The organism is Nannocystis pusilla, assembly GCF_020073745.1.
GTDB lineage: Bacteria > Myxococcota_A > Polyangia > Nannocystales > Nannocystaceae > Nannocystis > Nannocystis radixulma.
Genome location: NZ_JAIRAU010000043.1, coordinates 278,477 through 299,110, shown reverse-complemented (window position 1 = coordinate 299,110; position 20,634 = coordinate 278,477). Strand labels below are relative to the sequence as shown.

Genomic DNA, 20,634 nt, shown 5'->3' with positions numbered 1-20,634 from the left:
CGATTTTTGTTCGTCGGCCGCACGCACTGCCACGAATCGCCGCTGTCGCCATCTCGAGCGCACGCCGCACCGTGTCCTCGCGCACCGATCGCCCGCTCGCGGCCGACGCCTTGAGCCGACCTGTGCGCCCCGCTACTGTCGCCCCCTCGTGCCGCGCAGCAACGCCCTCGCGCTCCTTCGCCGATGCCTCCCCGTCCTCGCGCTCGCAGCGGCCTGCGCCGGCCCGCGAGCCGCACCTGCCCCCGCCCCCGAGCCTGCCCCCGCGCGAGCACCCGCCCGCGAGCCGGTCGCCTACGCCCTCGCGCCCGTGTTCGAGCAAGGCGCCCTCGTCGCCCTGCGGGTCGAGCTGCGCCTGCGCGGCGACCTCTCCGGCACCACGCGCCTCAAGCTCCCCGAGGAGTGGGGAGGAGCCCGCGAGCTGTGGACTTTCATCAAAGATCTCGAGATCGACGGCGCCACCGACGTCCGCGAGGACGGCCCCGTGCGGCGGATCGTCGAGCACCCCGCGAACGCCCCGCTGGTGGTCCGCTACCGCGTCGTCTCCGGCTTCGACCACGACCCGACCTCCGACGACGGCCAACCCTTCAAACCGATCATCCGCCCCGACTGGTTCGATCTGTTCGGCGAGACCCTGTTCATCTTCCCCGAGGGCCGCGAGGACGACCCTGCCACCTTCCGCTGGCACGACGCGCCGGACGGGTTCCAGTTCGCCTCCGACCTCGAGCACCTCGCGGGCGCGCGTCCGGGCGTCGTCGGCGACGTCCTCGAGAGCGTCGTCATCGGCGGCCGCGGCCTGCACACCCGCAGCGACGCGAGCGGGCAGATCCGCGTGGCGATCCTCGGCAATTTCACCTTCAGCCACGACGCCTTCTTCGACCTCGCGCTCGCCGTGATCGCCGCCGAGCGCGAGTTCTGGGGCGTCACGGACGGCCCGTTCCTGATCGCCCTCGCGCCGCAGAAGAAGGTCGAGGGCAGCCTGTCGCTCGGCGGCACCGGGCGCACCGACGCCTTCACCCTGTCGATGTCGGAGGACGCCCCGTTCGCGCGCCTGCGCCACCTCCTCGGCCACGAGTACTTCCACACCTGGAACGCGCGCCAGCTCGGCGGCCAGGCCGAGGGCCCCGAGGAGGCCGCCGGCAAGTGGTTCTCCGAGGGCTTCACCGAGTTCTACACCTGGCGCCTGCTCCTGCGCGCCGGCCTCTACAGCCTCGAGGACTTCGTCGCCGCCTGGAACGAGTCCCTCGTCGAGTACTGGACCTCGCCCGCGCGCGAGCTGCCCAACGCGCGGATCGTCGCCGACTACTGGAACGACCCCGCGCTCAACCACCTGCCCTACCGCCGCGGCTCGCTGCTCGCCGTCCTGTGGGACCAGCAGCTGCGCCGCGCCACCGCCGGCGCGCGCGACCTCGACGATGTCCTCAAGGCCATGCGCGACAGGGTGCAGGCCGCCGCCGAGAAGCTCGCGCCCGACGCCGCCCGCGTGTTCCCGCCGGTGTACCGCGAGCTCGGCGGCCCCGACCTCACCGCCGACCTCGCGCGCTTCGTCGACCAGGGCGCCGCGATCTCCCTGCCCGCCGACGCCTTCGGCGAGTGCGTCCGCGTCGTCACCACCGCGCGCAGGAGCTTCGAGCGCGGCTGGGACGTGAAGGCCACCGAGGCCGCCGGCCGCGTCATCACCGGCCTGCGCAAGGGCTCCCCCGCCTGGCGCGCCGGCCTGCGCGACGGCATGAAGATCGTCCGGCGCGAGGCCGGCGAGCCCGGCGACTCCACCGTGCCGTATGTCCTGCGGGTCCTGGCGGGCAAGCGCGAGAAGCTCATCACCTTCAAGCCCGAGGGCGAGCAGGAGCTGTCCGTCCAGCAGCTCGAGCTGGCGCCCGACCTCACCCCCGAGCGCCGCGCCGCCTGCGCCCGCGAGCTGTCTGGCGCCTAGGACATGCCCGCCAGGGCATGTCCTGAAACGCATGCCCGCCCGGACATGTCCCCGGGGACCGACGCTCAGCGCCGGACGAAGTGCGCGGCCAGGCGGCGGATCTCCCGCATCAGGCGGTTGCGCGAGTACATCCCCTTCTGGATGACCTGCTCGACGCGGCCGCCGAGGCGCTCCCAGTCGTCGCGGGCCAGCTCGAAGGCCGTCATCACGGCGACGGGCACGCGCACGAACTCGGGGCGGCTGCGGATCCGTTGCAGCACCTCGTAGCCGTCGAGCTCGGGGATCTTCAGGTCGAGCAGGATGAGGCCCGGGCGGCTCTTCTCGATCAGGTCGAGCGCCTGCGGGCCGGTGCTGGCCACGCGGACCGACCAGCCCTCCTCGAGCAGGGTGCGCTGGAGCAGCTCGCGCAGGCCCTCGTCGTCCTCGACGACCAGGATGTAGCCGTCGCGCACCGGCACCAGCCGCTGGATGCAGGCGACCAGCTGCTCGCGGCGCAGCGGCTTGGTCAGGTAGTCGTCGGCGCCGAGCGCCAGCCCGAGCGGCTTCTCGTCGAGCATGCTGACCACCACCACCGCCGTGCCCTTGAGGTCCGGGTCGGCGCGGATCGCCTGCAGCACCGCCCAGCCGTCCATGCCCGGCATCATGATGTCGAGCGCGATGACCACCGGCTTGAGCCGCTTCGCCAGCGCCAGGCCCTCCTTGCCGGTGGCCGCGCCGTAGACCTCGAGCCCCTCGCGGCTCAAGATCCGCTCCATCAGGTCGTAGACGTTGGGGTCGTCGTCGATGACCAGCATCGCCTGCGGCGCCGCCTCGCTGCGCGGCCCGAGCGGCAGGCTCGGCTCGCGCGCGCCGTCGTCGGCCGGAAGGCTCTGGCCGATGACCCGCGCCGGCAGGCGCACGCGGAACGTCGAGCCGGTGCCCGGCGTGCTCTCGACCGCGATCTCGCCGGCCATCATCTGACAGAAGCGGCGGCTGATCGCCAGCCCGAGCCCGGTCCCGCCGTACTTGCGGGTCGTCGACGAGTCGCCCTGGTAGAACGTCTGGAACAGGCGGTTCGTCTGCTCCGCCGACATCCCGATCCCGTTGTCGGCGACCACGAACTCGAACCAGTCCTGGCTGCGGTCGCGCGGCTCGCCGGCCTCGGCGGCGGCGCTCGGCAGCCGGCGCACCTCGAGGGCGATGCGCCCGCGCTCGGTGAACTTGGCCGCGTTGCTGAGCAGGTTGAACAGCACCTGCCGCACCTTGGTCAGGTCGGCCGTCATCTCGCCGAGGTCGTCGGCGAGGTGGAGGTCGAACGCGTTGTTGTTCTGCGACATCAGCCGCTGGGCCGTGTTGCACACGTCGGCCAGCATGTTCTGCACCGCGAACGTCTCGATGTGCAGCTCCATCCGCCCGGCCTCGATCTTCGACAGGTCGAGGATATCGCTGATGATCCCGAGCAGGTGGTTGCCGGCGCCGTGGATCTTGTGCACGTCGACGGCGACCTGGTCGCGACGCCCGCGCAGCTCCTCGAGCACGATCTCCGAGTAGCCGATGATCGCGTTGAGCGGCGTCCGCAGCTCGTGGCTCATGTTGGCCAGGAAGGCGCTCTTGGCCCGGCTGGCCTCGATCGCCTCGTCGCGCGCCACCTCGAGCTTCTCGTTGAGCTCGCGCAGCCGCTGCTCCGAGCGCACGCTCTCGCTGATGTCCGTCGCCACCCCGATCGCCCCGAGCTGGGTCCCGTGCGCGTCGTGGAACGGCGCCGTCCACGTCTCGAAGTGGCGGTCGGTGAACTCGAACACCCCGCGCAGGCTGAGCCCCTTGAGCGCCCGCCGCACCCCGTCGAGCAGCGCCGGCAGCCCGGCGAACACCTCGTACACCGGCTCGCCGAGGTAGCCGCGCGGCTCGAGCCCCAGCGCCGCCAGCCCGCGGCCCTCGAGCAGCAGCAGCGCCCCGCGGGCGTCGGTCGCGAACAGCACGATGGGCACGTTGGCGACCACGCTGCGCAGCACCTCGCCCTGCAGCGCGCGCGGGTCCTCGGCCGGGCGACCGACCACGCACACCTCTTCACAACCTGGCTCTTGGACCATGGTCCATGCGACAGCCAGCTCGCCGGCCCGCGGGCGACAGACCACGCGCGCCGTCTCGCCGCCGCAGGCGCGCCGCCAGGCGTCGAGGAACGCCGGCTGATCGACCGGGCGCAGCAGGTCGACGAAGGTGATGCCGAGCGGCGGGTCGCCGAACATCTGGCGCAGGCCGACGTTGGCCGCCTGCAGCTCGCCGCTCGGGCCGATGACGGCGAGCCAGTCGCTCGAAAGATCGAGGAGGCGGGAGACGCTCGCGCTCACGAGGTTCGGCATGCCCGGACGGCGCACATGGTAGCCGGAGGCGCGGCAAAAATGCTACGCGCGCGCTACTTCGCACCGAACACTTGCGTCCACAGGTGGCCCCACTGGCCGCCTGGGTAGTACCCCACGCCGATGTGCTCGAAGTCGGGGTTCATGATGTTGGCGCAGTGGCCGTCGCTGTTCATCCACTGGTCCATCGTTCCGGCGGCGTCGGGCGACCCGCCGGCGATGTTCTCGCCGGCGTTGCTGTAGTTGCCGTAACCCGCCTTGCCCATCCGGTCCCACGGCGGCTCGCCGTCCGGATTGGTGTGGTCGAAGAAGTCGCGGTCGTTCATGTCCTTGGAGTGCATGCGCGCGGCGCACCGCAAGGCCGGGTCCATCGTCAGCGGGCCGGCGGGCCCGAAGTCGCCCTTTCCGCCGCAGTTCGCGCCCTGCGCCCGCACTTGATTGACCGCGGCCAGGATGTCCTCCTCCAATTGCTTCCACGCCGGGTCCCAGCCGTTGGCCGGCTCGCAGTACGGAACTCCGTCCGGCACGTCGGGATCGACCGGCGCGCCCGTGGTCGACGTCGTGCTCGGATCGCTCGTGGTGGTGCCGGTGGTCCCGGTAGAGGAGGGATCGTTCGTGGTCGTGCCGTCGCTCGGGTCGGGAGCGGTGGTCGTATCCGGACCGCTCGTCACGTCCGGCGCGGTCGTGGTGGCGGGCTCTCCGCCGGTGGTCGCCGCCGGCGAGGTCGTCGCGTCGTCATCCGTGGTCTCGCCCGGGTCCGCGCTCGCGCCCGACATCGAGCCGCCGCCCCCGCCGGAGACGTCGCTGCCGCCCGTGCCGTCGCTGTCGCCGTCGCTCGCGCCGTCGGAGATCCCCGGCAACGAGTCGTCGGCGCCGAGGCCCGAGTAACAGCCGGTGACGACCAGCGCGAGCGCGACACCCGAGAGACGAAGCGATCTCAGCATGGCGCCACCTTAGCCTCCCGCTCGCGTCGACCTCAAGCCTTCATCGACGCCCCAGTTCGTGGGGCCTCTCGACGACAACAGGCGCGCGAACCGCCGGCTACGCTTCCACCATGCCCAAGCTCATCGCCCAGCCCACGCGGGTCGTCGCCGACGGCGAACCCCCCAAGCTCATCGACGAGTACGTCGGCCGCGTCAATACCCACGCGACCGCCGTCAGCATCGCCCACATGCGTTCGCCCGCGGGCTGGCGCGAGCGCGGTCAACGGCCCGAGTTCGACGAGTACTCGCTCGTCCTGCGCGGCACCCTCCGCGTCGAACACGACGGCGGCACCCTCGACGTCGCCGCCGGCCAGGCCGTGCTCGTCCGCGGCGGCGAACACGTCCGCTACAGCACCCCCGGGCCGGACGGCGCCGAGTACATCGCCGTGTGCCTGCCGGCCTTCTCGCCGACCACCGTGCACCGCGACGAGGCCTGACCGCCCGGGCATGTCCTCACGGACATGGGCGCGGGAGCATGCTCGAAAGCGCATGCCCGAAAGGGCAGACGCCGCGAGCGCCGCAGCGACGAGCGGAAAGGCACGGGGGCGATCGTGCGGACAACGCAGCGGCGCCGCCGCCGCCGCGCCCGCTCCGAGTCAACCTGTCCTCTCGGGCAGGCGAAACGAGCCAGCGGCCCGGAGCGCCGCCCCGGGCCGCCGTTCGCGGACCTGTCCCTGCGGACAGGTCCTTACTTGCCGCCGCCGGCCGGCGGGGTCCCGGCGTCGCTCGGCGCGTCGCCGTCGTCGCTCGAGGCCGCGCCCTCGGGCCGGTCGATGAGCACCTTGAACTCGATGCGGCGGTTCTTGGCGCGGGCCTTCGAGGTCTTGGCCGGGTCGATCGGCCGGTCGGGGCCGAAGCCGCTGGTCTTGATGCGCGAGGCGTCGATGCCCTTCTCGACCAGGTAGTTCTTGACCGAGTCGGCGCGGCGCTGCGACAGGTCGAGGTTGAACTCGCGCCCGCCGACGTCGTCGGTGTGGCCCTGGATCTCGATCTTGAGGCTCGGGAACTCCGTGAGCACCGCGACCGCGCGGTCGAGCGTCTTCTCCGAGCCCTTCTTGATCTTGTCCGACCGGGTCTCGAAGTTGATGCCCTCGAGCGGGCGGTTGTCCCACTCCTTGGCCTTCTCCGGCAGCTTGTCCGGGCAGCCGTCGTCGTCCTCGAAGCCGTTGTACGACTCGGGGTGCATCGGGCACTTGTCGAGCGTGTCGATGATCTTGTCGCCGTCGGTGTCGGGCGGCGGCGGGCAGCCCGGCGGCTCCGGCCACGGCTCGGTCGGGCACTGGTCGTCGGGGTCGATGATCCCGTCCTTGTCGGTGTCGGGCGGCGGGCAGCCGTCGGGCGCCACGCCGGCCTCGAACGGGCACTTGTCGTCCTTGTCGAGGAAGGTGTCGTTGTCGGAGTCGATCGACGGGCAGCCGTCGGGCGGGTCGCCGGCCAGCTTCGGGCACTTGTCGACGTCGTTTTGCACGCCGTCCTTGTCCCAGTCGAGGTCCTTCGGGGCCGGCTGCGGCCGCACGCGCCCGAGCACCAGGCTGAAGCCGACCGTCACCTGCGCGTGGCTGGTGAACAGCGGCGCCTGCTTGGCCGCCTTGGCCGAGATGATGTGGCGCGCGTCGACGCGGAACGCCGCCATGCGCGAGATGAAGATCTTGAGGCCGCCGCCCCAGTGACCCGCCGGGTCGATGTCGCTGCCGAGGCCCTTGTCCGGCGAGCTGATGCCGAGCATGCCGTAGCCGCCGAGCAAGAACGGCGTGACGCGGTACGGCAGCTGCAGCACCGCGCTCCCGCGCAGCCCGTACACGAAGGCCGGGCTGTTGTGCACGTTGCGGACGTAGGTCGGCACCGCCGAGAACTCGGCCTCGACGCCGAAGATCCGCAGCGGGAAGTAACCCAGGCGGGCGCCCACCGTCGGGCCCAGGCGCCACAGCGGCTTGTGCTCGTCGGGCCGGCCCATGATCGGCTTGTAGAGGTCGTGGTCGTCGGGCGGCAGGTTGAGGCCGCCGAACACGCCGAGCTCGATCAGGTGGCGCTCGGGCGAGTAGCGGTGGATCCACTTGCGCGTGTCTTTGACCTTGCCCGTCTTCTCGTCGAGGATCACCCCGGCGGGCGGCTGGCGCTTGCCCTTCCTGGCCTTCGGGCCAGCTGCGTCGACCTTGACCGCCGCCTTGCCCCCGCCCGCGCTCGCCGACGCCGCCGGCTCGGCCTTCGGCGTCGCGTCGGCGGGCGCCGCAGCCTCCGTCGGGGCCGCCTCGGTCGGGGCCTCGGTCGGGGCCTCGGCCGGGGCCGCCTCGGTCGGCGCCGCCTCGCCGGCCGCGGGCTCCTGGGCGAGGGCCTCCGGCGCCGCGAAGAGCAGCACGCCGGCGGGGATCAGAGCAGCGGTGCGAGGCTTGGGAGTGAGGGTCATGCGGCGGCCGAGGCTTCGGTGACAGCGAGCAGGTTACAGGAAAAGCGGACGATGGGGGGCTTCAGGAACGGGCGAGGAGCTACACCGAAGCGGACCTGTCCGTATGGACAGTCGACCCCGAAGCGCAGGCGCATGCGGCGGCCCTACTTGCACGCGTTCGCCTGGTCTTCGCACCCCTCCGGCGGCGGAATGGCGGTGCCGAGCTTGAGGAGGTAGCAGAGGTTGCACTTCTCGTCGTCGCCCTCCATGCACTCGGGCGTGGCCGTGCACACCCCGACCACGCACTCGACGAGGTCGAACAGCTTGAGCCACTCCTCGGCGTTGAGCTCCGTCAGGCACTTGTCGAAGAAGCACTCCTGCCACGGATACTCGGGCGGGGTCGGGCTGGGGATCGTGAGCGCGCAGTTGACGACGCAGCTGATCCCGTCGCGGCAGCTGTCGGGCGACGGCGCGGGCGGCTCGGACATCGTCGTGTCCATCGGCTCGGCGGTGGTGAACGTCGGGACCTCGGTCGGGTCGACCTCCGTCGTCCCCGACGTCGAGCTGGTGAACTGCTCGCGGTCGTCCGAGTTGCACGCGGGGCCCAGGAGCGCCACGGCCGCAGCCCAGACGACGGCCCGAACTGCGGCCAGATCCGAGAGGTGCAGGAGGGTGTGCGCCCGGGTCATCTCCGGCACAATACCAGCGGCGGCCAAGCCGACCAAATGTTCCCGACTGCCCGTGTAGGCGGGACCACACCCGTTCTGTCGCTAGCGTCATCCACCCGCGCCGCGCCGGAGCCCGCCGCGCGCGCGAACTCGCCTCGCTTGTCACTCGCGGCGAAAAGGTGCCAAAATGAGGAGCCCAGCGCCGCCCTGGGGCCATAACCCGTCTTCAGTCGCCCCCTGCGCCCGCGTCTTCCCTCCCTCGAACGCGGGCAAAACTCGCCACCTGCGCCCCTCCTGTCTTAAGGATCATCTGCCATGAGCCATCGCCGCCTCGCCTCCACCGGCCTCGCTTACGTCCTCGCTTTCGGCGCCGCCTGCGACCTCGAGTCGTGCGTCCGCGGCCAGCAAGAGGAGCTCGACTGCGGCGACCGCCGGGCGGCGTTCGAAGAGACCGCCGCGCGCGAGGGCGTCCTGCTCGACGCGATCCCCGACAAGCCCAGCTTCCCGATGGCGCTCGTCATCTCCGAGCTCGGCATCGCCGAGCTGATCAAGGGCATCACGAGCGACACCAATCCGGTGGCGGGCGGCAACCTGGAGCTGTTCGGCCTCGCCCTCGAGATCGTCCCGAAGAAGACCGAGCTCCGGCTGACCAGCGAGCTCGACAAGTGCAGCCGCTGCGTCGTCTTCGCCGTCGACTTCAACGTCCAGGCCCTCACCGAAGAGGGCAAGTCGCAGCTGGCCGGCACCGGCAAGTCGGAGATCAGCATCCCGCTGCGCCTCGAGGAGCTCGGGGCCGACACCACCGCGCTGATCGCCGCCTACGACAAGCTCACGATCCTCCAGATGTCGATCTCGGCGATGGGCTTCGTCAGCGAGAAGTACCCGGAGTTCGAGAAGGCGCTGGCGATCAAGATGACGGAGCTCATCCGCGAGCAGTCGGAGCCGGTCCAGCTGATGCGCTTCGCGCCGTGGACCATCGGCACCAACTCGGTCAAGGTCGCGGCCAGGGAGTTCGCCATCTTCCCCGAGACCGGCGTCATCTCGCTCGGCATGCAGACCAACCTCGCCCTGCCCAAGGCGGTCGCGCTCGAGGTCGGCCAGGCCCTGCCGGACGGCGCGATGATGGCGGTGCAGATGCACCCGGGCCTGTTGTTCGGCATGGCCGAGCGGATGATGGCCGAGGGCGTCATCCCGCGCCGCTACAACGACGACGGCGAGCCCGACCCCGAGGGCCCGCAGGGCATCACGCTGACCAGCATGAGCAAGAACGCCATCGGCGCCACCGACCTCGACGTCAACTTCCGCGTGTGGCGCATCAAGGGTTCGGAGGACGGCGAGGCGGAGTACTGCGGCTTCGCCGACGCGGTCACCGTGCTGCGGCTCGACCTCGTCGACAGCGACGGCCTCCAGGACCGCATCACGGTCACCCCGACCGACGAGCTGCGGGTGCTCGACGGCGAGGGCGTCGGCGAGCTCTACGAGGACAACAAGGACCTGGTCGAGGAGAACAAGGACCTCGTCGACCACTTCAAGACCAGCCTGGCCGACCAGATCGGCATCACGGTCAACTACAACGAGCTCGCCGTCGAGGGTCAGAACATCATCTTCGACGCCACCGGCCTCACGGTCGACGACAAGAAGGTCGACATCCTGCTCGACTTCCTGGTCCTCACCGCCGAGGGCAACTGAGCCAGCGCGCGGCCCGCCGCGCGACCTTCCTCTACCCTTAACCCTGAGCCGATACGATGCGACCTCACCAACGCCCTCTCGTCACGCTCCTGGCCCCGCTCGCCGCCCTGCCCCTCCTCGCCGGCTGCCCCGGCCTGCTCGGCAATTCGACCGACAGCAACGGCGAGGACACCACCGGGACCTCGGCCACCAGCGACCCGCCGCCGACGACGACGCCGGACCTCACCACCACCGGCTTCATGCTCGAGTGCTACCCGGGCCAGCTGCGCTGCGACCCGAAGAACCCCGGCGTGGTCCAGGAGTGCAAGGACACCGGTCTGTCGTGGGAGTCGACCTCTTGCACCGAGCAGGAGGATTGCGTCGAGGACGTCGAAAAGGGCACGGCCTTCTGCATCGGCCCGTGCGAGCGCATCGACAACCCGACCTCGGTCGGCTGCGAGTTCCTCGCCATCCGCATGGCGAGCCACAACTACAAGCCCGAGGACAAGGACGTCATCATCGTCGGCAACACCGACCCGCAGCGCACCGCCCAGGTCCAGCTGTACTTCACGCCGCCCAACAGCTTCGTCGAGGAGCCGCTGTTCGAGCCGGTGTTCCTCGCGCCGGGCGAGTCGCACATCTTCGACCTCGTCGCCGACCCGATCACCGACTACAGCGGTTTCCGCACCGGCGGGGTGTTCCGCGCCGAGAGCGACATCCCGCTCACCGCCTACCTCCACTCCGCCCTGCAAAACACCGCCAGCAACGACTCGTCGATGCTGCTGCCGATCCCGACGCTGCGGCAGGACTACGTCATCGCCTCGTACCCGGGCTTCGCCGACAAGGTCGACCCCGTCTTCCTCAACGGCCGCCCGAGCTACTTCAACGTCATCGCCATCGAGGACGGCACCACGGTCGAGTGGGTGTCCCCGCGCGACACCGCCTACGGCGGGCTCGTCCCCGCCGTCCCGGCCGGCGAGAAGCACTCGATCGTGCTCAACCGCTTCGACGTGCTGCAGGTCGGCGCGTCGTCGGAGACCCACCCCGAAGACAGCGAGCACCACGACCTGTCGGGCACCGTCGTCACCGCCGACAAGAAGATCTGGGTCGTCGGCGCCACCGAGTGCGCGTTCGTGCCGCACGACGTCGGCTACTGCAACCACCTGCAGGAGCAGATGATCCCGCTCGAGTACTGGGGCAAGAAGTACGTCGGCCCCAACTCGCCCGTGCGCGCGAACGAGAAGCACTACTGGCGCGTCTACTACGGCGAAGACAACGTCTTCGTCACCGTCGAGTCCAACGAGGCCGGCTTCACGCCCCAACAGCCCAAACAGCCCCATCTCCTGAAACGCGGCGGCTTTTGGGAGATCGAGGCCCCGCACGGCGCCAGCCTGATCTTCACCGCGACGGGACCGATCTTGCCGGTGCAGTACCTGGCGGGCATGCAGCAGGCCAACAGCATCGGCGATCCGGCCATGTACCAGATGGTCGCCGTCGAGCAGTGGCTGAAACGCTACGTCGTCGTCACCGGCATCAACTACGAGCTCAACTACGCCCAGATCATCCGCAGGAAGGACGCCGCCGACGTCACGATCAACGGCGAGGTCGTCACCGGTTACAAGCTCATCAACGGCGTGGGCCCCGACAACCGGTGGGAGGTCGCCGACGTCCAGCTCATGGACGGCGACGAGGCCCGCACCTACGTCGCCGAGTCGGACGACCCGTTCAACATCGTCGTGGTCGGCTACAACAAGAGCAACCCGGAGAAGTCGGCCTACGCCTACCCCGGCGGCATGAACCTCAAGACGATCAACATCCCGTGAGAGTTCGGCCGCTCGCGCATCACCGCGAGCTGAGCCGACACGGCGCGACCTCATTCGCACGCTCGCTGCGCTGTGCTCGCGGCCCCGGTGACGTCGTCCGTGCGGTCGCCGCCGCGCGAGAGAATCACGCCACCGACGTCCTCATGTCATTCATGCGTCTTCTGCGACGGCGGAACGACGACGCGGATGGAGATCGCACCGGGCTCGGCCGCCATGCCCGGGCCGCGTATGCGTGGACACGTGTCACCTGGCCGCCCTGCAGCCGCGAGCCGACCGCGGCATGACGTCCGACCCGCGTCGGACCTGGGGCCACGACGGTCGATCGTCCGCGCAGGCATTTTGGACGGCGGTGGCCACATCGCCCCCGCCTTGCGCGGCCGAGAGGCGGAGAAATCTCGCTGTACCGCGGCACCCCGGTCGCGCCGCGCGCCCGGCTTTCCGCTACCCTCCGGCCCATGTCGAAGCTCTCCTATCGTCTTGGTTTCGCCCTCCTCGTCTTGCCCGCGTGCAGCAATCCTGCACCGGCGGACACGGACAGCACCTCCGACACGTCGACCAGCACGTCGACCACCGACGACACGCAGTCGACCGCGCCGCCGACCACCACCGAGCCGCCGACCACCTCGACGACCGAGACTTCGACCACCTCGACCTCCGAGCCGACCACCACCGAGGCGGTGACCTCGACCGACACGTCGACCACCACCACGACCACGGCGACCGACACCACCGACACCACCGACACCGCCGACACCACCGACACCACCGACACCACCACCACGACGTCGGGCACCGACACCGAGACCTCCTCGACCACCGACGCGCCCGACCAGTGCGCCGACGGCGAGCAGAACGGCGACGAGACCGACATCGACTGCGGCGGCGGGGTCTGTTCGCCCTGCGCCGACGGCGGCGCCTGCCTCGCCGACACCGACTGCGCGAGCCAGAGCTGCGTCGACGGCTTCTGCGTGACCCCGCCCGGCTGCGGCGACGGCCTGAAGAACGGCAACGAGACCGACATCGACTGCGGCGGCGACGAGTGCCCGGCCTGCGCCGACGAGCTCGCCTGCGTCGACGGCGACGACTGCCTGTCGAAGGTCTGCACCGACGACATCTGCGTCGCCGCAACCTGCGACGACACCGTCCAGAACGGCGAGGAATCCGACGTCGACTGCGGCGGCCCCACGTGCGACCAGTGCATCGACGGCGACAGCTGCGACAGCGCCGACGACTGCGCCAGCGGCGTGTGCGACAACAACGTCTGCTCGCCGGCCACCTGCGACGACACGGCCAAGAACGGCGAGGAGACCGACATCGACTGCGGCGGCCCCGACTGCGACCCGTGCGGCACCGGCGATGCCTGCCTGACCGATGCCGACTGCGCCAGCGGCGACTGCACCGACGGGGTGTGCGTCGGCGCCGGCTGCAACGACGGCGTCCAGAACAACCAGGAGACCGGCGTCGACTGCGGCGGCCCCGACTGCGAGCCGTGCTCGAACCTGGGCCTCGTCATCAACGAGGTCGACTACGACCAGATCGACGGCGACAGCGAGGAGTTCATCGAGCTGCTCAACACCAGCGCCCAGCCGATCGACCTCGCCGGTCACAAGGTCGTGCTCATCAGCGGCAGCGACAACAAGGCGTACTCCACCTACGACCTCTCGCCCGCCGGCGCCATCGAGCCCGGCCAGTACCTGGTGCTCGCCAAGCCCAGCTTCGTCATCCCCGCGGGCGTCCTCAAGATCAACTTCAGCGGCGACGCTGACCGCGTCCAGAACGGCTCGCCCGACGGCATCGCGCTCGTCCGCGATACCACCCTCGTCGACGCCCTCAGCTACGAGGGCGCGATGACCATGGCCAACACCGGCATCGCCGGCCTCGGCGTCGTCAGCCTGGTCGAGGGCACCGTCCTGCCGATGAACATCCAGGACTCCAACATCGAGGTCCGCTCGCTCGTGCGCCTGCCCAACGGCTTCGACGGCAACGACGCCGCCACCGACTGGGCGCTGTCGGCCACCCCGACCCCCGGCGCTGCCAACGTGCCCTGACAAGGCGTATCCTCGGCGCATGATCGCCGAGTACGAAGACCTCGACGGCCTCGCCCTCGCCGCCCTCGTGCGCGCGGGCGAGGTCTCGCCGCTCGAGCTCGTCGACGAGGCCATCCGCCGCTGCGAGGCCGTCGGCGTCCCGCTCGGCGCCGTGGTCGCGCCGATGTACGAGCGCGCGCGCGAGCTGGCCCGCGGGACAGTGCCCGAAGGCCCGTTCCGCGGCGTGCCGATGGTCCTCAAGGACCTGCTGTCGGCGGCCGAGGGCGCGCCGCTGCAGTGCGGCAGCCGGTTCCTGCGCGGCCAGGTCTCGCCGGCCGACTCGGAGATCGTGCGCCGCTACCGGGCCGCGGGCCTGATCCCGGTCGCCAAGTCGGCGACCTCCGAGTTCGGCCTCGTGCCCACCGTCGAGACGCTCGCGCACGGCCCGTGCAAAAACCCGTGGGACCTCCGTCGCTCGGCCGGCGGCAGCAGCGGCGGCACCGGGGCGGCCGTGGCCGCGCGCGTCGTCCCGCTCGGCAGCGGCGGCGACGGCGGCGGCTCGATCCGGATCCCCGCCAGCTGTTGTGGTTTGTTCGGCCTCAAGCCCACGCGCGGCCGCACCCCGCTCGGCCCCGACGTCGCCGAGAGCTGGCAGGGCTTCACCGTCGTCCACGCGCTGACCCGCTCGGTCCGCGACAGCGCCGCCCTGCTCGATGCGACATGTCTCCCGGAACATGGCGCTCCGTACTACCCGCCCCCGCCGGCGCGGCCCTACCTCGCCGAGGTCGGCGCGCCGCCGGGCAAGCTGCGGATCGCCGTCACCACCCGACCGATGCTCGGCGGCCGGGTCCACCCCGACTGCGCCGCCGCCCTCACCGCCGCCGCCGCGCTGCTGCAGGACCTCGGCCACCACGTCGACGAGGCCGCGCCCGAGGTCGACGGCCCGGCGTTCTCGCGCAGCTTCTTCAAGATCCTCTGCGGTGAGCTGGCCGCCGACATCGACGAGGCCGCGCGCCGGACCGGCCGCAGCCCGCGCGCGAGCGAGTTCGAGTTCGTCACCTGGACCCTCGCCCAGATCGGCCGGAGCCTGTCCGCCGGCGAGTTCGTGGCCGCCCGGCGCCACCTGCTCCACGCCGCGCAGACGATCGCGCCCTTCTTCACCACCTACGACGTCCTCGTCACGCCGACCCTGTCCCAGCCGCCCGCGCCGCTCGGCACGCTCGGCCCGCAGGGCCTGTCCGCCGCCCTGATGAAGCTCCTCGGCCGCGCCCGCGCCGGCGGCCTGCTCAAGCGCCTCACCGCCGTCGACCCCAGCGCCGACGAGGTCTACGCCTACCTGCCCTGGACCCCCGTCTTCAACGTCACCGGCCAGCCGGCCATGAGCGTGCCGCTGCACTGGAGCGCCGAGGGCCTGCCGATCGGCGTCCACTTCGTCGGCCGCTACGGCGACGAGGCCACCCTGTTCCGCCTCGCCGGCGAGCTCGAGCGCGCCCGCCCGTGGGCCGACCGCAAGCCGCCCCGCCCGGCCGCCTGAGCCGCCCGATACACATGTTCATGGGGACATTGTTTTTAGAACATGCTCCTTCGCGCATGGACTTTCGAACATGACCGATCGTGATTCTCTGTGGTTGTTCGGCTACGGCTCGCTGATCTGGCGCCCGGCGATCCCGTTCGCCGAGCGGCGGCCGGCCCGCGCCGGCGGCTACGAGCGCCGCTTCTACCAGGGCTCGACCGACCACCGCGGCGTCCCCGAGGCGCCGGGCCGGGTCGTCACCCTCGTCCCGAGCGCCTCGGCCAGCTGCCACGGCGTCGCCTACCGCGTCGCCCCGCCCGACGTCGACGCCGTGCTCTACACCCTCGACGTGCGGGAGAAGGGCGGCTACACCCGCCTCGAGCTGCCGATCGACGTCATCGGCGACGAGCCGGTGACCGTCACCGCGCTCACCTACGTCGCCGCGCCCGACAACCCCGACTGGCTCGGCCCCGCCCCGCTGGCCGCGATCGCCCGCCAGATCGCCGGCAGCCGCGGGCCGAGCGGCACCTGCCGCGAGTACCTGGTCCGCCTCGCCGCCGCCCTGCGCGAGCTCGCCGTCGACGACCCCCACGTCTTCGACCTCGAGCGCGAGGTCGACGCCCTCGCGCTCACCTGACCCTTCGGGCAGCCGATCCCGGCCCCCGCTGCGGACCTCCGCGAACGCTCCGCCGCCCGCCCGCGACCGCTCGCACGGCGCCCGCGACCGTTCGCCGAGTCGGCGCCGCTGCGGCGCCCCGGCGCGTGTCACCTTGCCGGCGGAGCCCACCATGACCCTCCTCGCCAAGAGCATCCTCGTCCTCGCGCTGGTCGCCCTCGGGCCGCTCGCCCTCGCCGCCGCCGCGTTTCTGCCGCTGTTCGACCTCTCGCCGCTGAGGACCTGGCGATGAGCGCGCTCGCCCGCAAGCGCGCCTTCGACCTCGCGCTGCTGCTCCCGCTGGTCCCGCTGTTCGCCCTCGCCGTCGCCGCGCTGGCCGTGTGCGTGTGGCTGTGCGACGGCCGCCCGATCTTCTTCTCGCAGCCGCGTGTCGGCCAGGGCCGGCGGATCTTCCACATCGTCAAGCTGCGCACGATGACCTGCGAGGCCGACCCGGGCGCGCGCAGGCCGACCCGCTTCGGGCGGTTCCTGCGCCAGCGCGGCCTCGACGAGCTGCCGCAGCTGCTCGTCAACATCCTGCGCGGCGACATGAGCCTCGTCGGCCCGCGCCCGCTCACCCCCGCCGACGCCGAGCGCCTCGTCGCCGAGCACCCGCCGTTCGCGCGCCGCTTCGACGTCCCGCCCGGCCTCACCGGCCTGGCCCAGGTCTGCCTGGCCCAAGGGCCAGCCTTGACCGCCGCGCTCGACGCCGCCTACGCTGAGCGTCGCAGCGCCCTCCTCGACCTCCAGCTGCTCCTGCGCACCGCCTGGATGAACCTCGTCGGCAAGCGCCGCGGCGCCCTCCGCACGGCCCTCCCCCCATGGACCTGATCGCCCACACGCTGCAGGCCCTGCTCGCTCCCCGGCGGCTCGTCCCGATCGTCCTCGTCAGCATCCCGCTGGTCGTCGCGCAGCACCGCTACTCGCCCGCGCGCGACCCCGGCGCCGTCGTCGTCGGCCTGCTCATGTGCCTCGTGTTCGCGCTGGTCGCCCCGTGGCTGTGGCGCGTCACCGCCGCGCGCGGCTGGCTCGGCCTCGTCCTCTACGGCCTCGTCGGCGCCCTCGTCGTCGCGTTCCTCGGCCTCGGTCTGCCGGCGCTGTTCGGCGTCGGCCGCACCTTCCTCACCGAGCAAGAGAGCCTGCTCGTCGCCCTCGCCCTGTTCCTCGTCGGCGGCTGGGGCCTCGGCCGCGACATCGACCTCGAGGCCAGCCTCGACCGCGAGCGCGCCCGCGCCGAGGCGCTCGCCCGCGAGGCCGAGCGCGCCCAGCTGCTCGCCCTGCGCAGCCACCTCGACCCGCACTTCCTCTTCAACACCCTCAACGCGATCGCCGAGTGGTGCCGCACCGACGGCGAGGTCGCCGAGCGGGCCGTCCTGCGCCTGTCCGCCATGCTGCGCACGATCCTCGAGGGTGCGCGCCTGCCCGCCTGGCCGCTGCGCCGCGAGCTCGACCTCTGCCGCGACCTGTTCGCCCTCCACGCCGTCCGCGACCCCGGCCGCTTCGACTGCGTCGTCGACGGCGACCCGCGCGACGTCCTCGTGCCGCCGCTGCTGCTGTTGCCGCTGGCCGAGAACGCGATCAAGCACGGCCCCGCCGCCGGGCACCGCGGGCCGGTGCGGATCGGCGTGTCCGTGTCGCCGGCCGCGGCCGAGATCGTGATCGACAACCCCGGCCCGTTCGCCGGCCCGCGGCTCGGCGGCGAGGGCCTGCACATGGCCCGGCGCCGCCTCGCCCTCGCCTACGACGACCGCGCCGCCCTCGTCATCGGCCCCGCCGACCACGGCACCCGCGCCGTCGTCACGATCCCCGCCGGCCCCGCCCCCACCGTCGTCACGTGACATTCCCTTTTCGCCATGCTCCTTTGAACATGTCCTCATGACCACCCTGCGCATTCTCATCGTCGACGACGAGGAGCTGGCCCGCCGCCGGCTGGTCCGCCTGCTCGCCGACCTGCCCGGGGTCGAGCTCGCGGGCGAGTGCGACGGCGGCCAGGCCGCGCTGGCCCGCCTGCGCGACCCGGAGGCCGACGTCGACGTCGTCCTGCTCGACATCCGCATGCCCGGCCTCACCGGCCTCGAGACCGCCGCGCTGCTCGGCGACGACGGCCCGTACGTCATCTTCACCACCGCGCACGACGACCACGCCGTCGACGCCTTCGACCTCGGCGTCGTCGACTACCTGCTCAAGCCGATCGAGGCCGTGCGGCTGCACCGCGCGCTCGAGCGCTCGCGCCAGCGCCTCGGGCCCCAGCGCGGCGGCCCGCGCGAGCTCGTGCGCCTGCCCGTCACCACCCGCGAGGGCATCGTCCTCGTCGACCCGCACGCGCTGTCGCACGCGACCTTCGACGGCGCGCTCGTCACCCTCCACCTCGAGGGCCGCGCCCTCCTCACCGACCAGAGCCTGCAGGACCTCGAGGACAGGCTGCCGGCCGCCGCGTTCGAGCGGGTCCACCGGCGCGCGCTCGTCAACCTCGAGAAGATCGAGCGCCTCGAGCCGCTCGACACCGGCGGCTACAACGCCCGCATGCCCGGCGGCGACGTCGTCCCGATCTCCCGCCAGGCCGCCCGCCGCCTGCGACGCCGCCTCGGCCTGTCCTGAGGGCCTGTTGATTCGACGACCTCGAGGACATGCCCTTTCGGGCATGTCCTCGAGCACGACTCACTTCGGCACCGCGCCGAACTTGCCGGCCTCGAAGTCGCGCACGGCCGCCGCGATCTCGACGCGCGTGTTCATCACGAACGGCCCGTACGACGCGATCGGCTCGTCGATCGGCTCCCCGGCCAGGACCACCAGGTGCGAGTCCTCTTTGGCGACCAGCTCGACGAACGCCCCGTCGTTCTCGAACACGAACAGCTCGCCGTCGCGCCCGTGCTCGCTGCCCGCCTTCGCGTGGCCCGACTCGACCAGCACCAGCGCGTTGTGGTCCTGCGGCAGCGGCACGACCAGCCGGCCCTTCGCCCGCAGCTCGACGTCGAGCAGCGAGATCGGCGTGTGCGTCCGCGCCGGCCCGCGCGCCCCGGCGAACTCGCCGGCGATCACGCGCACCTGGCCTGCGTCCTCGTCGAGCGCGACCGTGGGGATCTGCGCCGCCGTGATCGGCTGATAACCCGGCTCGCTCATCTTGAGCCGCGCCGGCAGGTTGACCCACAGCTGCAGCAGGCGCACCGGTCCGCCGCGGCGCGAGAATTCTTGCTCGTGGTACTCCTCGTGGAGGATCCCCGACGCCGCCGTCATCCACTGCACGTCGCCCGGGCCGATGATCCCCGAGTGTCCGGCCGTGTCGCGGTGCGCGACCGTGCCTTCCCACGCCAGCGTCACCGTCTCGAAGCCGCGGTGCGGGTGCCAGCCCACGCCGCGGCGCCCCTGCGTCAGCGCCGGATAGACCTGACGCGGGTGATGGTCGAGCAGCAAGAACGGGCTCGTCCGCTCCATCGGCAGGCTGCGGCCGGGGAACACGCCCCGGACGTGAAAGCCGTCGCCGACCCAGTGCATCGGGCCGCCGCGGTGGACGGACTCCACGCGGCGGGCGCGGGCCGCGAGCTCGGGGCCGTGAAGGGTCGAGGAAGTGATCGTCGTGTCCATGCCGACGAGGATGGGCCCGCCCGCGCGCGGCGAAACTGCCGCACGGATGATGGCTGCCATCACACCGGGTGATGCTGCCCGCGATCTCGCAATCGCCGAAGCTGCCGCCGCGACGGCCTTTGCGGCCCACGACGCGCCGGCGTCACGACGCGTCTGCCAGCGCGAGGCGACACAGCTCGGTGAGGCGACCGGCGGCCCAGCTCGCCACCGGCCCGAGCGCCGACCGCTTGCGCCGCACCAGCGACAATTGACGCAACGGCGGCGCGGCCCCCCACGCGGCCAGCTTCAGCGCCACCAGCCGTCCGCGCGCCAGCTCCTCGCGCACCAGGTGCTCCGGTTCGTGCCCCCAGCCGAGGCCGCCGACGATCAGCGCGTGCTTGGTCGACAGGTCGGCCACCCGCCACGTCCGCGGCGACAGCACCCCGCGATCGGCCGACCCGCGACCCTCGGGCGCGCGCTCGCTGAGCACGATCTGCACCCCCGTCGCCAGCGCCGCGTCCTCGATCGGCCCGGCGATCGCCGCCAGCGGATGCGACGGCGCCGCGACCGCGAGCATCCGCAGATCGGCGAGGTGACGCTGCTCGAGCCCCGTCAGGTCGGCGTCGCTGCCGGCGATCCCGAGCGTCGCTCGCCGCTCGCGCACCATCGCCGTCACGGCGTCGAGCATCTCGGTGGCGATCGTCAGCTCGACCGCGGGGTGGGTCGCCGCGAACTCGCGCGCGAACCCGACCAGCGCCGCGCTCGGGAACATCGCGTCGACCACCAGCGACAGCCGCGCCTCGGCCCCGCTCTTGAGCCGCGCGACCAGGGCCTCGACCGCCTCGACGTCCTCGTGGATCTTCGCGGCCGCGGCGACCAGCGCCTCGCCGTGCTCGGTCAGCGTCGGCACGCGACCTGACCGATCGAACAACTTGAGCCCGAGCTGCGCCTCGAGCCGCTGGATCGACTGACTGACGGCCGCCTGCACCCGCCCGAGCTTGCGCGCCGCGGCGGTGAAGCTGCCCGCCTCGGCGACCGCGCGCAGCGTGCGGAGCTGGTCGATGCTGATGCCCTCGAGCACGCCCGT

General features: G+C 71.9%; 16 protein-coding genes. 10 read left to right on the top strand and 6 right to left on the bottom strand.

Annotated features, from left to right (window positions below; translation table 11 throughout):
• Positions 1-307 precede the first annotated feature (307 nt).
• A complete protein-coding gene (locus tag K7C98_RS45115; protein WP_224195362.1) occupies positions 308-1,930 on the top strand; it encodes a hypothetical protein in 1,623 nt (540 codons plus the stop codon).
• A 65-nt stretch (positions 1,931-1,995) separates the two neighbouring features.
• On the opposite strand, the gene K7C98_RS30690 is transcribed toward K7C98_RS45115, so the two are convergent.
• Together K7C98_RS30690 and K7C98_RS30685 are read right to left on the bottom strand one after the other, a co-directional pair.
• Entirely contained in the window at positions 1,996-4,269 is a 2,274-nt protein-coding gene (locus K7C98_RS30690) for a response regulator (protein ID WP_224195361.1), read from the bottom strand.
• A 53-nt stretch (positions 4,270-4,322) separates the two neighbouring features.
• A complete protein-coding gene (locus tag K7C98_RS30685) occupies positions 4,323-5,210 on the bottom strand; it encodes a CAP domain-containing protein (protein ID WP_224195360.1) in 888 nt (295 codons plus the stop codon).
• 110 nt (positions 5,211-5,320) lie between these two features.
• Between K7C98_RS30685 and K7C98_RS30680 the strand changes: the two genes are divergently transcribed.
• Positions 5,321-5,686 (top strand): cupin domain-containing protein, encoded by a 366-nt coding sequence (locus K7C98_RS30680; RefSeq protein WP_224195359.1) that lies wholly within the window; start codon positions 5,321-5,323, stop codon positions 5,684-5,686.
• Between the two features lie 251 nt (positions 5,687-5,937).
• Here the strand turns inward: K7C98_RS30680 and K7C98_RS30675 are convergent, their stop codons facing one another.
• Together K7C98_RS30675 and K7C98_RS30670 are read right to left on the bottom strand one after the other, a co-directional pair.
• On the bottom strand, positions 5,938-7,653 hold the full coding sequence (locus K7C98_RS30675) for an OmpA family protein (RefSeq protein WP_224195358.1): 1,716 nt from the start codon (positions 7,651-7,653) through the stop codon (positions 5,938-5,940).
• A 143-nt stretch (positions 7,654-7,796) separates the two neighbouring features.
• Positions 7,797-8,321, bottom strand: coding sequence for a hypothetical protein (locus tag K7C98_RS30670; protein ID WP_224195357.1), 525 nt, complete (start codon positions 8,319-8,321; stop codon positions 7,797-7,799).
• A 294-nt stretch (positions 8,322-8,615) separates the two neighbouring features.
• Between K7C98_RS30670 and K7C98_RS30665 the strand changes: the two genes are divergently transcribed.
• From K7C98_RS30665 to K7C98_RS30630, 8 genes are all read left to right on the top strand, one after another.
• Positions 8,616-9,989, top strand: a complete 1,374-nt coding sequence (locus tag K7C98_RS30665; protein ID WP_224195356.1) for a hypothetical protein — start codon at positions 8,616-8,618, stop codon at positions 9,987-9,989.
• A 56-nt stretch (positions 9,990-10,045) separates the two neighbouring features.
• Positions 10,046-11,791: a hypothetical protein gene (locus K7C98_RS30660; protein ID WP_224195355.1), complete on the top strand. Its 1,746-nt coding sequence runs from the start codon at positions 10,046-10,048 to the stop codon at positions 11,789-11,791.
• Positions 11,792-12,246: 455 nt separating this feature from the next.
• Entirely contained in the window at positions 12,247-13,839 is a 1,593-nt protein-coding gene (locus K7C98_RS30655; RefSeq protein ID WP_224195354.1) for a lamin tail domain-containing protein, read from the top strand.
• Positions 13,840-13,858: 19 nt separating this feature from the next.
• Positions 13,859-15,352, top strand: coding sequence for an amidase (locus K7C98_RS30650; RefSeq protein ID WP_224195353.1), 1,494 nt, complete (start codon positions 13,859-13,861; stop codon positions 15,350-15,352).
• A 70-nt stretch (positions 15,353-15,422) separates the two neighbouring features.
• Positions 15,423-15,968, top strand: coding sequence for a gamma-glutamylcyclotransferase (locus K7C98_RS30645; RefSeq protein ID WP_224195352.1), 546 nt, complete (start codon positions 15,423-15,425; stop codon positions 15,966-15,968).
• Positions 15,969-16,235: 267 nt separating this feature from the next.
• Positions 16,236-16,817, top strand: a complete 582-nt coding sequence (locus K7C98_RS30640) for a sugar transferase (RefSeq protein ID WP_224195351.1) — start codon at positions 16,236-16,238, stop codon at positions 16,815-16,817.
• Positions 16,808-17,824, top strand: a complete 1,017-nt coding sequence (locus tag K7C98_RS30635) for a sensor histidine kinase (RefSeq protein WP_224195350.1) — start codon at positions 16,808-16,810, stop codon at positions 17,822-17,824. Before K7C98_RS30640 ends, K7C98_RS30635 begins: the two co-directional genes overlap by 10 nt.
• 37 nt (positions 17,825-17,861) lie before the next feature.
• Positions 17,862-18,584: a LytR/AlgR family response regulator transcription factor gene (locus K7C98_RS30630; protein WP_224195349.1), complete on the top strand. Its 723-nt coding sequence runs from the start codon at positions 17,862-17,864 to the stop codon at positions 18,582-18,584.
• 60 nt (positions 18,585-18,644) lie between these two features.
• Here K7C98_RS30630 and K7C98_RS30625 read toward each other — a convergent pair whose 3' ends face one another.
• Together K7C98_RS30625 and K7C98_RS30620 are read right to left on the bottom strand one after the other, a co-directional pair.
• Positions 18,645-19,568, bottom strand: coding sequence for a pirin family protein (locus K7C98_RS30625; RefSeq protein WP_224195348.1), 924 nt, complete (start codon positions 19,566-19,568; stop codon positions 18,645-18,647).
• 142 nt (positions 19,569-19,710) lie between these two features.
• On the bottom strand, positions 19,711-20,628 hold the full coding sequence (locus tag K7C98_RS30620) for a LysR family transcriptional regulator (protein ID WP_224195347.1): 918 nt from the start codon (positions 20,626-20,628) through the stop codon (positions 19,711-19,713).
• Between the last annotated feature and the right edge of the window lie 6 nt (positions 20,629-20,634).

Bases quoted from the DNA above. Each gene is read 5' to 3' on its own strand.
- K7C98_RS30670 (WP_224195357.1), bottom strand. From the start codon at position 8,321: ATGACCCGGGCGCACACCCTCCTGCACCTCTCGGATCTGGCCGCAGTT.
- K7C98_RS30655 (WP_224195354.1), top strand. From the start codon at position 12,247: ATGTCGAAGCTCTCCTATCGTCTTGGTTTCGCCCTCCTCGTCTTGCCC.
- K7C98_RS30650 (WP_224195353.1), top strand. From the start codon at position 13,859: ATGATCGCCGAGTACGAAGACCTCGACGGCCTCGCCCTCGCCGCCCTC.
- K7C98_RS30630 (WP_224195349.1), top strand. From the start codon at position 17,862: ATGACCACCCTGCGCATTCTCATCGTCGACGACGAGGAGCTGGCCCGC.
- K7C98_RS30685 (WP_224195360.1), bottom strand. From the start codon at position 5,210: ATGCTGAGATCGCTTCGTCTCTCGGGTGTCGCGCTCGCGCTGGTCGTC.
- K7C98_RS30645 (WP_224195352.1), top strand. From the start codon at position 15,423: ATGACCGATCGTGATTCTCTGTGGTTGTTCGGCTACGGCTCGCTGATC.
- K7C98_RS30690 (WP_224195361.1), bottom strand. From the start codon at position 4,269: ATGCCGAACCTCGTGAGCGCGAGCGTCTCCCGCCTCCTCGATCTTTCG.
- K7C98_RS30680 (WP_224195359.1), top strand. From the start codon at position 5,321: ATGCCCAAGCTCATCGCCCAGCCCACGCGGGTCGTCGCCGACGGCGAA.
- K7C98_RS30635 (WP_224195350.1), top strand. From the start codon at position 16,808: ATGGACCTGATCGCCCACACGCTGCAGGCCCTGCTCGCTCCCCGGCGG.
- K7C98_RS30640 (WP_224195351.1), top strand. From the start codon at position 16,236: ATGAGCGCGCTCGCCCGCAAGCGCGCCTTCGACCTCGCGCTGCTGCTC.
- K7C98_RS30660 (WP_224195355.1), top strand. From the start codon at position 10,046: ATGCGACCTCACCAACGCCCTCTCGTCACGCTCCTGGCCCCGCTCGCC.
- K7C98_RS30625 (WP_224195348.1), bottom strand. From the start codon at position 19,568: ATGGACACGACGATCACTTCCTCGACCCTTCACGGCCCCGAGCTCGCG.
- K7C98_RS30665 (WP_224195356.1), top strand. From the start codon at position 8,616: ATGAGCCATCGCCGCCTCGCCTCCACCGGCCTCGCTTACGTCCTCGCT.
- K7C98_RS30675 (WP_224195358.1), bottom strand. From the start codon at position 7,653: ATGACCCTCACTCCCAAGCCTCGCACCGCTGCTCTGATCCCCGCCGGC.